This is a genomic window from Microcystis sp. LE19-41.2A, assembly GCF_027530405.1.
In the GTDB taxonomy this organism is placed as follows: Bacteria; Cyanobacteriota; Cyanobacteriia; order Cyanobacteriales; family Microcystaceae; genus Microcystis; species Microcystis aeruginosa.
Genome location: NZ_JAPZQJ010000385.1, coordinates 1 through 13,558, shown reverse-complemented (window position 1 = coordinate 13,558; position 13,558 = coordinate 1). Strand labels below are relative to the sequence as shown.

Here is a 13,558-nt window from a genome sequence, read left to right as displayed (position 1 = left end):
AGGGCATACCGGAACCTTTGGGCTCGATCCAATAAACGCTTGGGGAGAGAATACCTCTACTTTTTCAGAAGCAATTCTGTCTAAGCAAGTAATCTCTGTGAACCAAGAATCCCCGTCTCTTTAGAGCGGGGAGTGTCAACGAGGATTGTCTCTACGGTTTCGGGCGTGAGCGGGGAGTGGATATGGTATTCTCGGCCTGTACCATCCACTGAGCGGTTGACGTTCGCTCTGATGTTTTTTATTTCTCTATCGAGGCAATGGATCGATCAGACATTTAAAGCACGAGAGAGTGATAAAATCGAGTTTTTTTGCAAAATTATCTAAAAATTTGACGAGTTATACCAGTATTTTTCTAATTCTGGGTAATGCTCGCCCACCAATTCGCCAGAGGATGTTCTCGCGGGGGTGAATATCGTCCTTTGACTCGAACCGATTTGAGAACGTTTTTCAAATCTTGATCGCTAATCTTATTTTTTTCCGCCCAATATTGCAGAATTTCAGGAGTCGAGAGGATTTCTAGGTTTGGTTTTTCCCGTCGAAATAAGTTCGTTGCCTGTTTGTCATCCGTCGCAATTGCCCAGCCTCTGGAAATAGCGATCGCTCCGCTGGCCGACTCTCCATCATCTTTTAAAATAGCGACATAATTGACAAAAAGATCAGTTTCTGATTCGGATTCAAAATCAACAATTTGGATGATTTCGTTATTAACCGATTCATCTAGCTGGAGTCTGTCACTTTCTTCAAAGCGATCGAAGTTAATCAATTCCTCTTCCCAAACTGTTTGCGCGATCATAATTTGAGTGGGAATAGCCGTAATGATTTTTAAAAAACAACCAGAAGCTATCAGATTAAAAACACAACAGGCATCGAAAACAATAGGGAAGGATCGCTTCAGCATAAGGTTAATAGCCTCTCCCCTACTTATTTGATTTTAGTTAAATCAATATCTCTGTAGTCTTCGGTTAATTCCTGTGATGGTTCACGCAATATCTCGGCGAGCCGACGAGCTTCTAGGCGATCAACACCTAAAAAATGAGCGAAAGCACCTTCAGTAATTAGTTCTCGATTGTAAGCCTCGATCGCTAAATGTTGATAATGAGTAGGAGTTAAATCGTAGGATTTATTAGGATTATTTTCTAAGCCTAGTTCCTGTTGTGCTTCTCGGATTTTAAATCTACTATCCTTTAATCTGTTATAAGTACCTGATGGCAGCAATTGCATTTCTTCCAATCGATAGCATAGTGATTGTATCGAGACACCGTAGTAATGAGCTAAGGTAATTAAATGGGTAGGAGTAAATTTACCTTGCGATTGTTTAATGTCATTATAACGTTTCAGTAAGCTACTGGTGGGCATGAGAAAATATTTCGGAAAAGCTTCCGCCAATTGTTCACTTTTAGGCATTCTTTGATATTCATCGAGATAATCAATCACAGGTTGATAACGATGGGCTAAAAAATGTAGATAACCGTGGGCTAATGACCACAGTTGACGTTCTCGCGGGTGATTAGCGTTAATTGCGATACAAGCTCCTATGGTTTCATTGTAACTGTACATTTCTGAGCATTTCGATTGGGAAGGCATGGGCAGATAAAAAATTCTGATTCCTACTTCTTGCTCTAAAATATCTCGTAATAGCGAAATCGGTTTATCTCCTAAACCTAATCGTTGTCTTTCGGCATTGGCGATACTTTCGGCGATAATATTAATGGGAAAAGTATCATCTAGATGATATTCGGGGGGATAGTTACGGGGTAAAGGCGACTTCATTAGTTCTTCTAATTCAAGGTAATTTTGACAGAATTCTTGGAAGCGCAAGATCACAGACTGTACTTCCGTTTTTTCCGCTTCACCACGACGAGAAGCGGAACGAAATTGTACCTCGAAAGATTCAATCGGAGGGGTTAAGACAAGAAAATCACTAACACTTTTACCGTAAGCGCGAGCAAGGTTTACTAATTCTGAGGATTTAAGACGGCGCTCCCCTTTTTCAATTGCGACTAGGGTTGTCCGCGCCACCTCGATAATTTTTGCCGCCGCTTCTTGCGTCATGCCGCGCTGTTCTCTCGCTTGTTTGAGTCGTTTTCCTAAGTCGTAGGGATTGATGCGATCGAGGATATTATTCGTCATGATTGTAATTCTCGATTTTCGTTAAATAAAGTTAGTTTTTATAGCCTGTATTACAATAAGGATGGGTAACTTGTCCATTATCTACATTTGCCGAACCTCCATCTCGTTTGCGTTTTTTATGATCGATGGAAATAGAGTTACAGTGAATCAGTCCGTTGCAAATTTGACAACGCGGAGCTTGTGAAAATGTTTCCAAGATAAAAATTTCACTCTTTTGGTCTTGACTAAAATTTTGTGATACTGCTGATGTTGAAGTTGGCAAATCATGGCTATATCCGATTTTTAAGTAATTAAAATTATTATTTACAATATCTTCTAGAATAAAATCTATTTTTTTATTACTCTTTAAACCTTCAACAATTTTCAACCAAAACTCAGCAATAGGTCTATAGCTTTTTTGAACAGAGCGATATTTGCTCATGATTTGGGAAACTAAGTAATTATAGTCAAATAAAAATTGCTCAAATTCTGCTCGGATATTTATGAAGCCATTTAAATGCTTTGTTTCTACTAGCTTGATAACAAAATAAACAGTTGCGAGAAAAGAAACCGTACGGTATCTTCCGGATCGAGAATAACAATACAGTAACGGATGTAAGCCAAGAGACGAAGGATGATTACTATTAAACCGTTGAGCAACTTTTTTAGCTTGTTTCAAAAAATTTATCGTTGTTTCTCCTGTTTCATCATTCTCAATATTTGGATTTTCATCTTCAACATGATTGGCAATATTAACAAAAGTGAGAATCATGGATAAGGTTTCATTAGAGTATAGCTTTCCGCACACGGGCAAATCTAAAGTTTTAATAGGAGTTTGTAGAGGTGGTTTAAATAGTATATTGTTAATCTCTTTAGCCAGTTCTTGTACTTGACACTGCTTTTCCTTAGAAAAGCTTGACCAATATTTATGCCCCGTTCCACTATTTATAATTGCTCGTGTTGCAATACTGTTTGGCTTTCTTCTGGATCTCAACAGCTTAATTTCAGTTGTATCAAGCGGAGTAGATTGTTGATTTATTTTAAAAAAAGAATCTTCAGCTTTTTCTGAATTTCCTTCAACCCATTGAAGCTGAATGGCTAATACTCCTAGCTCTCTAGCATTATTGACAATATCATCCCTAACTTTATCTGGGTTTTCTAAAGCTAGTTTGAAGTTCTGATACGATCCAACTTTTTTATCGATCAGTTTTCTGGTTCTATCGGCTATATTTAATTGTTCATCAGGAACAATACCATTATAAAAAGGCTTTGATAGTAAACCATCTCCGTAGTCATCATTTACCCACGCTATCAATGAACTTAATCGATGACTGCCATCTATAACAAAAATTAATCCACTTTCACTACGCCATAAAATAATAGCTGGGATCAAATCACCTTCTACGAAACTTTTAATAAACTGACATACTCGTTCTTCATCCCATTCATTCGTCTCTCTTTGAAAGTCGGGCTTACGAACAACGGGAAAAAAAAATGAATCAGGTGTAATATCCCTAATAGCGATAGACTCTATTTTCTTAATTGGTTTAGTGCTGGCTTTGATTTCAAAGTCTTCTCGCGGAATTAAAGCATCCAGATTAACTTTAACCATAAGTCTGTCGTGCGGGTAGAGAAAGGTAATAATGTCGTACAGGCGATCTCTTAATATATTAACTCTTTTATGCTGACATTGTTAGAAATTTATGGGGTTTTTGCAGGGTGAGAGCATCTCAAAAGCTATTGACAATTGGCCAATTTTGTGATCCGCGTGGGCATTTCAGGTGATACCAGTCAATCAGAATAGTTACAAAATCTTAACATTTGGTCGATTTTTGCTTAACAATTGAGATGGCAAATTCTCCTCAAATATTCCTGAATCGTGGGTAAACAACTCACATAAAGTTCATTTTGTCAAGGATTGTTAAGATGCGCTTGCCCTGGCAACTGAATTTTCCCCGGTAGAGGTTCCTGACGGGAGTTATGGGGATATTGGTCGTCGATTAAATCCTCTAAAGTTTTGGCAATAAGTTCAACAAAGCTATTTTTGTGAACTTTTGCCAGTTTTTTGAAAGAGCGCTCGAAGTTGTCAGAAGATTCAATCGAGAAGGGAATTGAGCCAGTCATGCACTTCTCCTTTCGCAATAGGATGAGAAGATTCCGTCGCCAATGCTTCCTTCAAAACTTCAGACATGGCTGCTTTGTAGGCCGGATGTTCCTGTTCTATCAAATCAAGCTTTTGATAACCTAATGCTTTCATATCATCAAGGAGAATTGGCTCTGTGGAACTTTCTTCTGGTGGCAGACCTTTACGAGCCTTTTTCCAAGGAAATTCCGCGTGAGTCATGTCACTCAACCGATAGGCGTGGTAGTTACCGAAATATTGCCAAATTTCTGCTAAAAGTTCTTTTTTCTCCGATGGCAGCCCAGACAGGCATTCTTGGCGAGGAATTGGTAATTGTTCAGCCTCAAAATCACTGTAGAACTTATAAGCAGCAGGACAAACCGGACCGTAACGCCATGCTTGAATTTCCTCCTTAAACAATGGTTCATCGTATAGGGCCAAATGCAAGCTCTGTGCATAATATAGAAGCTTTTGGACTTTCATATTAGTCATTTCAGCGTCTATACCATCCTCGTAAGCTCTGATAATAAAGTAGCGAGCCACAGTCAGGCAGTCAATCATAGATCCACAAAATTTTTGGAATATCGACCTATGACCATTGTAGAAGAAATTGACAATTAGTACAAGTGTATGAAGAAAGCTTAACAATGCTCATGGGGGAATGGACGAAGTTTTGGTATTTTTCGTCACCGACTCTACCAGTGGGTAAAGTCTGCCGCAAATTGAGATAGGGATAAAAGCTTAATACGGGTATCTTGAGCAACTTTTTGGCGCATTTGAGCCGTATTATATCCCCAATCGGCTAAATATAAGCCCACATCGTTTAAATCTGCTTGTTGCTGTACTAATTCCAACGCATCGAGACGATCCTCGACAAACCACAAATTAGCGGGAGATTCTGGTAAATCAGCTAGTATTTGCTGAATAGTCAGGTATTTTGGCTGTTTAATTTCCTTGCCAATTAATCTCGCTGCCGGAAAATTAATTGCTACTTTTTGTAACAATTGCTTGACAAAACGGCTTTCTTTTGTAGTGATAATATAGACCAAAAAATCCGAGTCTAAAAGAGAGGCCAGGCGATCGATTGCGGGTTGATAAAATTGATGTAAGGCTAACCAAGACTCTAGATCCGACTCAATCCATTGATCCCTAAGACCATCGAGGGCATTTGAGAGAACTTTTTTCGCTATTTTATCCCTTTCTAGCAGATTTTGAGCAATTGACGGCCAATTATTTAAAGCTTCCCCGTCGGGAATACCGAGAACGAGCGATCGCAACAGTAAAGGCATTTCCCAACCGGTTTCGATAACGGGACGAAGTTGCGAAAACCTCGGGAAAAAATCCTCGGGAATTATTTCCGGCCAAAGGGTTTCATAGGTGCGTTTGCTAATCTGAAAATACTCGATCATGCCATCACAAAGAACACCATCAAAATCGAGTGCTAGAATACGGGGGGATTGATTCATAAATGCTGGTTTAATCTCAATAATGGCAGTATAGCGCAGCGAAAATTAAAAAATTGTCCAAGACATCACGCTATTAGCTATTCTTTGCTTCATCGTTGATATAACATAGCTGTCTGATGATTTCTGTAACCGAATTTTTCAATCCCTCTACATGAATCCAGCCCACATATACAGCATATACGATATTTTGGTGATTGTCCTGTATATAAACATGATGAACACGATATAAATCTGAGCTTAAATAAATATAACCACTGGCATCTTTAAATTTACCTTCTAGTAATATTTTTTCTTTTAGAGGTTTCATTTTTACCAGATCTTTAGTCACTCCAGATATTTTAGCTATTCTTTCTATGGCAAGATCAACACAAGTGTTATGACTGTAACTATCGCCATGATTATAATCCTGCTGATTAAAATAAATTGTCTCTACGATATTTTTTGCCACTTTATCTGATGCTAGGTAATAGGTATGAGCATTAAGGGAATTCAAGACTACGGCAGCAATTTCTACAGAATCAAAAATATTACCAGTCGCTTCTAGATAATAATCGCTCATTAACATCTTGGATACATCGGTTATGGAATCAAAAAGAGGACGGATTGGATAAGCGATAATATCGGAGGAATTGATCAGATTATTCCAGAGTAAACGAGGGCCTTGATGCTGGCTAATAAATTTTTCAATTTGATTAGTATCAATGCCTAGAGTTAGATTTAAAAATGGGATCGGTGAACCCATTGTTGTTACAGTAGATAGGGAAAGTTTGCCCCGTTCTTTACCGATAAGATCACGAATTTCGTGAGCGGGATCCTGAAGGTCAAAACGCTGGGAAAATAACAGATCCCAAAGGATTACAGTACCCAAAGAATGGGCAACTATATGTAATTCGGTTTCCTGGGGATAAGCTTGAACAAGATCGATTAATTGGTCGGCAATAATGCGGCGAATTTGGTTTCCTCGATCGCTGCCCAAATAGCTAAATGCGTCACCAATAAAATAAGATAAATACTCTTTTCTAAAATTTTGATAGCGAAAGGATTGCTCGGGGTTAAAATTACTATTTTTCTGTTTTTGTGTCTGTAATTCTTGCTCGATATCTCGCCATAATTTTTCGGTTCCTTTGAGGACATTTCCCCAAAATCCTGCATAACAGTAGGGAATCGCCAGATTTTTGCGTTTACATTCTTCTTCAATTAGTTTGATTAATTTATTGGCATAACTAGCGTCTCTTGTGGCCACTCCATGAATAAAGTAAATCAGCATAATAGGTTGATCTCAATAAGCGTTGATCGGAATCTCTTACCTTCTTAATATACCCTTCTAGCTTCAGAAAAATATCAGGATGGAGCGAGATATAGTAATGCACAATTAATGCGATTTGTCAAGAGATGGTGGAGTGATTATTTAGGTTCTCTCTCCACTGACCAATCCTCTGAGGATAATCCCATAGTTTCTACTACTTTTACACAAAAATAGTAGATATCTTTGGAAGATTTACCGATTATTCCTAGTATTTATCACTCTAACACAGCAATTTGGCACTGCCCAGAATCATGGCGGTGGGTTACGCATTGCTAACCCACCCTACTGGACTACTTCATCTCCCCGATGAAGTTAAATAAAGTTATCTGCCACCAGATTATTACTATTAACCAATCCCAAAAGAACCGAGGAAGCGTTGCTTGAAAAAGCAGCCTCAGCACCTTGAATAATCAGTGTATCTAAGCTACTACCATCGGCGCTGATGGTGAAGACATTGCCACTGTAGCTACCAGAAAGGTAGTAGTTTGTACCAGAAACCAGACTAGAAGTTGAAACCCCAATCGCAGATATTGCAGAACTCGAGTAATCCAGATCAAGTATATCTCCTAGTGGACCAGCGGTTCGTCTAACCGTGTATTAGACACCTCCAAAATTCAGGCTAGATTGAGGTTAATTGCTGGAGATGTCTATTGTACTGTCAGAGAATCAGGAGCCGCCCAAGACCCATTGGGTCGCTACCTCAGTTTCCCCCCACGGGAACTGCCTGACTTCAGCGGCGACAAAGTGGGAAGCCAGACTTTCAATCAGTTTAACCAGAGTGGAATCAGTCACCACTGCAACCTTACTGACGTACTTGTGATGGTCGCGTATCAGCCGGAAATGAGCAACCAAGGCACCAAAACTCTCCCAACCAGTGAACGTGGGAACTTCGATGATTACGCCAGCAAGGCCACCAGTGGCTTCAATGTGGGGGTCCACTGCCTCCGCAATCTTGATGAAATCTTCCGCCGCAAGTGCAGATGTAGGTTGCATATACAGAATGCTATGCGCCGCGTCTAAATTATAATCTATCATAGTTTGCCTCTCCCAAATGGTCGAAGTCTAACTATATACTATCACAAATAGTGGGACAAAGATTGAGGCAAAATCAATAAGCGATCGCAGAAAATAACCACAAAGACACAAAGACACAAAGATTAGGCTGGTTAATTCTTCTTGCCATCTAATCAGAATTGGGTGGTTTATGCGTTGCTAACCAACCCAACTGGACTTTATTTGACTGGTAATTTTCTAGATATTAATTAAGCTTAAAGATGGCATAGCCAACGCATAATTGAAACCAGTTGATTATCATTGGTTAAGTTAGCGGCATTGGTGAGTTTTTTCGTCTCTAATTGCTGATAAATTTCCCTAGCCATTTTTGTTTCAATAGCAGTGCTGATAAAAAAAGTATAAGGATGCTTAGAGATTTTTCTAAAAGCATCATCAATTCTCTGCAAAGCAGTACGAGCAGTTTTCCAATGTTCATCTGCTCCTGCGGGATCAATCCCACCTTTCAATTCTCCCAAAGCAATGTATAAATCAGGAGATTGTAAGGTTTGTTTCAATCCCTAAGCTAGGGAGAGGAATGTAAAGATTTATTAAACTGTAGCGTAGGATACTTTGACCCCACTAAACAGTATTGGCTATTCTGCTAGATTGAATTGCACGGAGTTTTTCAACGCAAACCATCTTGATCCAATCCTGACGATTCATGTTCTGCAATTGACACTCTACATCTATGCTTCGTAGTAATTCCGGGGGAAAATCAAGATTAATCTGTTGCTTAACCTGAAAATTACCTGTGAAATGCTCAGAGACATCTTTCCCTAGATGTGCTTGTTGAGCAATTTCCTCAATATCTTTAATTTCAGTTGACTGTTTCCTCATAGCTTTTGCGCTCCTGTTTAGTTGATTTCCAAGCGGTGACAACCCAAATGTAATCACCGACTTCATCGACTCTGTATTCTACGATGAATGTTGTTAACGTTCCGCCCGCAAAGCCAACAATCCGATATTGTTCTGGCTGCTCAGAGCGTTGGTCTTCGATGTAAGGTTTGTAAAGCAGATCGTTTAACCGAGTGAAGTCAATGTCACGTTCTGTTAAAACTCGCTGTCGTTTGGCTTCATCCCATTGGATACGCATGAGATACCCGAAATCAATGGAGAAAAATTGTTTTCACCCACTCTATACTAACCTATCGCTCCCGAAGGCGAGGGACTAGGGAGAAGAATGTAAAGATTTATTAAATTGTAGCTTTTGATACAACGGGGGGGGGATAAGTGTGTATAGTTTGTGGCGTTTATCTTAAAACCACTAAAAAATGAAATTTGTTTCACTGTTATCCATCACTGCGCTCACAAGCAGTATCTTCATTGCGACCCCCCAAGCGAAAGCAGCAGTAGTTTTCCTTGACTTGAATACCTTTACCTCTGGGGGACCTGGCACAGGAACATTCGCGGGAACCCTAGGGGGAGTGAACGTTACAGGTTCTATACTCGCTGGTGGCGGACCTAACTTTACGATTGCAGGTATTAACCCAACAAGTTGGGAAGGAACAACAATCGATAATACTACCCCTCAATACAGCTACAGCAGCATCTATACTCCATCCCAAAGTTTAGGTGATCGGGTAGGTTATACAATGTTTAATCAGACTGGCCAGACTGCGACTTTAAAGATTCAGTTTAGCTCGCCCGTGACCAATCCCACCTTTCACGTTGCCAATCTTGACGGGATGATCTATGATTTTTCTGATCCGAGCAATGGTTCGATCGCACTCAATTTAGTGAGCGGTAACGGTGGTGGCGGCGATGGCTTAACAGTCGATACCACGAACAAAATCATCGCCGATGCGAATCCGTTTACTGGCGTTGGTCTTTCTCCCTTCACTCCCCCTCCGACTACTGGTACTCGTTCCGCTTACGGTTCTGTGGAGTTATTGGGGACTTTTTCCGCCTTGAACATTAAGCTAAGGGGAAATCCTAGCCTAACACTTGCTGGGGATGGTGGAAGCTTTATTCTTAGCCTGAAGACACAGATTCCACCAGTTCCCGAACCAACCTCAACCCTCAGCTTCCTAGCTCTCGGCACTCTCGGCGCAGCTTCAACCCTCAAGCGCAAACTCAAACCATAAAAGTAGGCTAAATTGCTGACAAAAATACCATAAATGCCCCTTCATTCAGTCAGTTGAGGGGGTTTTATTTTTTGCCTGTGCTTCTACTTATTAAATTTTATTAATTAATTGCTCAAAAGTAGTTTCTTGTGGTAGAAAAAGATTTTTTGTACCGATAGGGTAAAATTTAATAGATATTGTAATTTTATGCCATAACGGAAGTTAATTACAGCAGTTATCTTAATGGTGAAATAACTTCTTTATTTGAGGGGTAATTTTAATCGGTGGGGAAAGGGCGATACTTAAGGGTTAATTCTCGCACCGATTCCCCTAGATTTAATCTCAATCCCCTAGACAAATACCCAAACCCCTGGCGGTTTTGACTAAAGTTTCTTCGGGATCGACGACGCGATAGGTTTTAATCGCCTCCTCGATGGGAACACTGACCACTTGCCGATTTTGCCAGGCGACCATGCGATCGAATTCCCTCCTGGCGATCAAATCTACGGCCGCCACGCCAAAAGCTGCCCCCAGTAAGCGATCGATCGGAGAAGGAATGCCCCCCCTTTGAATGTGGCCCAGGAAAGTCACTCTCGTTTCGGCCCCGGTTTCCCTGGCAACTTCTTCGGCTAAATAGCGACCGATACCCCCGAGACGATCTTCTCCTAGGGCTTCCTTTTGCACTAAGCGATTGCCAGTTTCGGTACGCACAGCCTCGGAGACAATAATCAGAGAAAACTGTTTATCCAGACGCTGCCGTTGCCGGATCTTCTCGCAGATCTTCTCTAATCGGTAGGGAATTTCGGGAATGAGAATGATATGGGCCCCCCCCGCAATACCGGCAGCTAGGGCGATATGGCCGGCATCTCTACCCATAACTTCTAGAATCATCACCCGGTTATGACTAGCGGCGGTAAAATGGAGCCGATCGAGGGCTTCTGTGGCGATATTAGTAGCTGTATCGAAGCCGATGGAGACTTCTGTAGCTCCCACATCATTATCGATGGTTTTGGGGATACCAATCAGATTAATGCCTCCCTGTTGGGCAATACGGCGCAAAATCGCCAGACTACCATCGCCACCGATGCCGATCAGGGCATCCAGTCCCAGACTATGATAGCCGTCAATGATTTCCTGAGAGCGATCGATCAGGGTTCCATCGGGCATCGGGAAAGCGAAGGGATCCCCCTTATTGGTAGTACCGAGAATTGTTCCTCCCATCACCAACAGGCGATCGACTCCTTCAATATCAAAGATAGTGGTTTTTGGGGGACGGCTAACTAATCCGTTAGTTGCTTCTCGAATACCCACCACTTCCCAGCCATAATTGCCACTGGCATGGTGGACAACGGCACGAATGGCGGCATTTAAACCCGCACAGTCACCACCACTGGTGAGAATTCCAATTCGTTTTTTTTCACCCATAGGTTTTTGTCAGGAGATCAACAAATCTATATTTAGGGAAAAGTTGCGGATAATGCCTGAAAATTAAGAAAGTTTCTAGATCGTCCCTGACAGCTAGGGGAAAAATCCGCCCCTGTCCCCTCAGTCCCCCTAGCAGGAAGTTTGACCCACCTCCGGGTTTTTAACTTTAATACTGGTCAATCGATCACGAGCAGGGTATGCAGGGCGACACGGATTCCCATTATACTAGAAAGTATATAGCAATCTTAGGGCATTTGTCAACCCTAATATACAAGAAATTTTCTGATAACTGATAGCCAATCAATTTAACTATTTACTGCTTGCTGAAGACGGGATATATCCCAACCTTTTTGATTGAGAAGTAGCCAAGACTGCATTAAATCCGGACCGTGTAACTCCCCCATCAAAGCGGCGCGTAGAGACTTCATCACCAGACCTTTTTTAACCCGATGGGCTTTAGTGGTTGTCTCAACAATTCCCTTAGCAACTTCTCCGGTCAAATCGGGAGTAATAGCGGCGAGAATATCCTTGATAATATCCTTAACTCCCTCTAATTGTAATTGACTTAAAGCCTCCTGATTATAATTAGCCAGAGGGGTTAAAAGTAAGCGACTTTCAGCGACAGCATCACTTAAACGAGTTAAACTCGGACCGATGAGAGTAGCCAAACCGATCAACCAAGCTCGATCGGTTTCAGCATCAAAATTATACCCTGCTTCTTGCCAGTAAGGGAGAAGTAAAGGCACTAATTCCTCACCGGTTAAACGATGGAGATATTGACTATTAATCCAATCCAGTTTAGTCCAGTCAAATTTTGCCCCCGCTTTATTTACCCGTTCTAAACTAAACACTTCAGCGGCCGTTTCAAGGGTAAAAATTTCTTCAGTGGAATCGGGAGGAGTCCAACCGAGGAGAGTCATGTAATTAACCAAAGCTTGCGGCAGAAAACCCAGTTTTCGGAAATCATCGATCGAAGTGACTCCATCCCGTTTAGATAACTTGCGACCCTCCTGATTTAAGATCAAAGGACTGTGGGCAAACTCCGGCACTTTTGCCCCCAAAGCTTCGTATAAAAGAATTTGTTTAGCCGTATTAGCGATGTGATCTTCCCCACGAATAACATGGGTAATTTCCATATCGATATCATCAACAACTACCGCTAAATTATAGAGAGGCTGACCGAAGTTTTCCTCCCCATTTTCCGAGGTACGAGCGATCACCATATCCCCCCCTAAATCACTACCTTTCCAGATAACTTTTTCCCGGATTAAATCCTGCCAAATAATTTCTCGATCATCGTCAATAATAAAACGAATTACTGCTTTTCTCCCCCCTTGCTCGAATTGAGCTTGTTGTTCGGGGGTGAGATAACGATGACGATTATCGTAACGGGGGGCAAGATTGCGGGCTTTTTGTTCTTCCCGCATTTTTTCCAATTCTTCTGGGGTACAATAACAACGATAGGCTAAACCTCGATCGAGCAGGGTTTGAATAGCCTGACGATAATAATTAAGGCGTTGAGTTTGAAAAAAAGGACCTTCATCCCAATTCAGTCCTAACCATTGTAGGCCCGCTTGAATATTTTCCGTATATTCTGGTCGAGAACGTTCTAAATCTGTATCTTCCACGCGCAAGATAAATTTACCCCGGTGATGATGGGCAAAAAGCCAGTTAAACACGGCTGTGCGTGCTGTTCCAATGTGTAAATTTCCCGTGGGACTGGGGGCAATACGAACTCTCACTGTCACGATTTAACTCCTAGGTTTTTTGCGGCAACGATATCCCATATTATGGCAAATTCACCTAGGCCAACTCGCGAAATTAAGAAAATTAAGTGGGTGGGTGGAATTAAATATAAGATGAACGTAGGTTGGGTTGAAGCATGAAACCCAACTCCCGCATGGGTTACGCTACCGCTAACCCATCCTACAAAGAATTGTGCCTCCCTACTTAAATGAATAGCTACCAAAGGGTGAGAAAGGAACAACAAACTCTCAATAAATGAAGTCTCCCT

General features: G+C 41.3%; 13 protein-coding genes and 2 pseudogenes. 1 reads left to right on the top strand and 14 read right to left on the bottom strand.

Annotation, left to right across the window (positions count from 1 at the left end; genetic code table 11):
• Nucleotides 1–352 precede the first annotated feature (352 nt).
• The 11 genes and pseudogenes from O9290_RS15600 to O9290_RS15550 all read right to left on the bottom strand — a co-directional run bounded on the left by O9290_RS15600 (nucleotide 353) and on the right by O9290_RS15550 (nucleotide 9,149).
• A complete protein-coding gene (locus O9290_RS15600; protein WP_147071845.1) occupies nucleotides 353–898 on the bottom strand; it encodes a PIN domain-containing protein in 546 nt (181 codons plus the stop codon).
• A gap of 23 nt (nucleotides 899–921) precedes the next feature.
• Nucleotides 922–2,130, bottom strand: coding sequence for an XRE family transcriptional regulator (locus O9290_RS15595; protein ID WP_288058924.1), 1,209 nt, complete (start codon nucleotides 2,128–2,130; stop codon nucleotides 922–924).
• Nucleotides 2,131–2,161: 31 nt separating this feature from the next.
• Nucleotides 2,162–3,721, bottom strand: a complete 1,560-nt coding sequence (locus O9290_RS15590) for a GmrSD restriction endonuclease domain-containing protein (RefSeq protein ID WP_288087235.1) — start codon at nucleotides 3,719–3,721, stop codon at nucleotides 2,162–2,164.
• Between the two features lie 299 nt (nucleotides 3,722–4,020).
• The gene (locus O9290_RS15585) at nucleotides 4,021–4,233 is read right to left on the bottom strand and encodes a hypothetical protein (protein WP_261779574.1); all 213 of its coding nucleotides are present in this window, start codon (nucleotides 4,231–4,233) and stop codon (nucleotides 4,021–4,023) included.
• On the bottom strand, nucleotides 4,205–4,714 hold the full coding sequence (locus O9290_RS15580) for a Panacea domain-containing protein (protein ID WP_288087237.1): 510 nt from the start codon (nucleotides 4,712–4,714) through the stop codon (nucleotides 4,205–4,207). The genes O9290_RS15585 and O9290_RS15580 overlap by 29 nt, the downstream gene beginning before the upstream one ends.
• A 212-nt stretch (nucleotides 4,715–4,926) precedes the next feature.
• Nucleotides 4,927–5,697 carry an HAD family hydrolase gene (locus O9290_RS15575; RefSeq protein ID WP_288056427.1) on the bottom strand — a complete coding sequence of 257 codons (771 nt, stop codon included), beginning with the start codon at nucleotides 5,695–5,697 and terminating at the stop codon, nucleotides 4,927–4,929.
• 73 nt (nucleotides 5,698–5,770) lie between these two features.
• Nucleotides 5,771–6,964, bottom strand: a complete 1,194-nt coding sequence (locus O9290_RS15570; RefSeq protein WP_288056429.1) for a lipase family protein — start codon at nucleotides 6,962–6,964, stop codon at nucleotides 5,771–5,773.
• A 705-nt stretch (nucleotides 6,965–7,669) separates the two neighbouring features.
• A complete protein-coding gene (locus O9290_RS15565; RefSeq protein ID WP_079209335.1) occupies nucleotides 7,670–8,038 on the bottom strand; it encodes a SpoIIAA family protein in 369 nt (122 codons plus the stop codon).
• A gap of 233 nt (nucleotides 8,039–8,271) precedes the next feature.
• Nucleotides 8,272–8,568, bottom strand: a pseudogene (locus O9290_RS15560) (AvaI/BsoBI family type II restriction endonuclease); the annotation flags it as partial.
• Nucleotides 8,569–8,635: 67 nt separating this feature from the next.
• Nucleotides 8,636–8,893: a hypothetical protein gene (locus O9290_RS15555; RefSeq protein WP_079209336.1), complete on the bottom strand. Its 258-nt coding sequence runs from the start codon at nucleotides 8,891–8,893 to the stop codon at nucleotides 8,636–8,638.
• Nucleotides 8,874–9,149, bottom strand: coding sequence for a BrnT family toxin (locus O9290_RS15550; RefSeq protein WP_052275984.1), 276 nt, complete (start codon nucleotides 9,147–9,149; stop codon nucleotides 8,874–8,876). Before O9290_RS15550 ends, O9290_RS15555 begins: the two co-directional genes overlap by 20 nt.
• A 178-nt stretch (nucleotides 9,150–9,327) precedes the next feature.
• Here O9290_RS15550 and O9290_RS15545 point away from each other — a divergent pair, with 178 nt between their 5' ends.
• Nucleotides 9,328–10,140: a PEP-CTERM sorting domain-containing protein gene (locus O9290_RS15545; protein WP_288056433.1), complete on the top strand. Its 813-nt coding sequence runs from the start codon at nucleotides 9,328–9,330 to the stop codon at nucleotides 10,138–10,140.
• A 321-nt stretch (nucleotides 10,141–10,461) separates the two neighbouring features.
• Here O9290_RS15545 and O9290_RS15540 read toward each other — a convergent pair whose 3' ends face one another.
• From O9290_RS15540 to O9290_RS15530, 3 genes and pseudogenes are all read right to left on the bottom strand, one after another.
• Nucleotides 10,462–11,544, bottom strand: coding sequence for an ATP-dependent 6-phosphofructokinase (locus O9290_RS15540; RefSeq protein ID WP_288056435.1), 1,083 nt, complete (start codon nucleotides 11,542–11,544; stop codon nucleotides 10,462–10,464).
• A gap of 305 nt (nucleotides 11,545–11,849) precedes the next feature.
• The gene (gltX, locus tag O9290_RS15535; protein ID WP_288056437.1) at nucleotides 11,850–13,292 is read right to left on the bottom strand and encodes a glutamate--tRNA ligase; all 1,443 of its coding nucleotides are present in this window, start codon (nucleotides 13,290–13,292) and stop codon (nucleotides 11,850–11,852) included.
• Nucleotides 13,289–13,558: pseudogene (locus O9290_RS15530) on the bottom strand (hypothetical protein); the annotation flags it as partial. The gene gltX and the pseudogene O9290_RS15530, both read right to left, overlap by 4 nt.

Coding starts and splice junctions, on each gene's coding strand:
- O9290_RS15600 (WP_147071845.1), bottom strand. CDS start 898: ATGCTGAAGCGATCCTTCCCTATTGTTTTCGATGCCTGTTGTGTTTTT.
- O9290_RS15595 (WP_288058924.1), bottom strand. CDS start 2,130: ATGACGAATAATATCCTCGATCGCATCAATCCCTACGACTTAGGAAAA.
- O9290_RS15590 (WP_288087235.1), bottom strand. CDS start 3,721: ATGGTTAAAGTTAATCTGGATGCTTTAATTCCGCGAGAAGACTTTGAA.
- O9290_RS15585 (WP_261779574.1), bottom strand. CDS start 4,233: ATGACTGGCTCAATTCCCTTCTCGATTGAATCTTCTGACAACTTCGAG.
- O9290_RS15580 (WP_288087237.1), bottom strand. CDS start 4,714: ATGAAAGTCCAAAAGCTTCTATATTATGCACAGAGCTTGCATTTGGCC.
- O9290_RS15575 (WP_288056427.1), bottom strand. CDS start 5,697: ATGAATCAATCCCCCCGTATTCTAGCACTCGATTTTGATGGTGTTCTT.
- O9290_RS15570 (WP_288056429.1), bottom strand. CDS start 6,964: ATGCTGATTTACTTTATTCATGGAGTGGCCACAAGAGACGCTAGTTAT.
- O9290_RS15565 (WP_079209335.1), bottom strand. CDS start 8,038: ATGATAGATTATAATTTAGACGCGGCGCATAGCATTCTGTATATGCAA.
- O9290_RS15555 (WP_079209336.1), bottom strand. CDS start 8,893: ATGAGGAAACAGTCAACTGAAATTAAAGATATTGAGGAAATTGCTCAA.
- O9290_RS15550 (WP_052275984.1), bottom strand. CDS start 9,149: ATGCGTATCCAATGGGATGAAGCCAAACGACAGCGAGTTTTAACAGAA.
- O9290_RS15545 (WP_288056433.1), top strand. CDS start 9,328: ATGAAATTTGTTTCACTGTTATCCATCACTGCGCTCACAAGCAGTATC.
- O9290_RS15540 (WP_288056435.1), bottom strand. CDS start 11,544: ATGGGTGAAAAAAAACGAATTGGAATTCTCACCAGTGGTGGTGACTGT.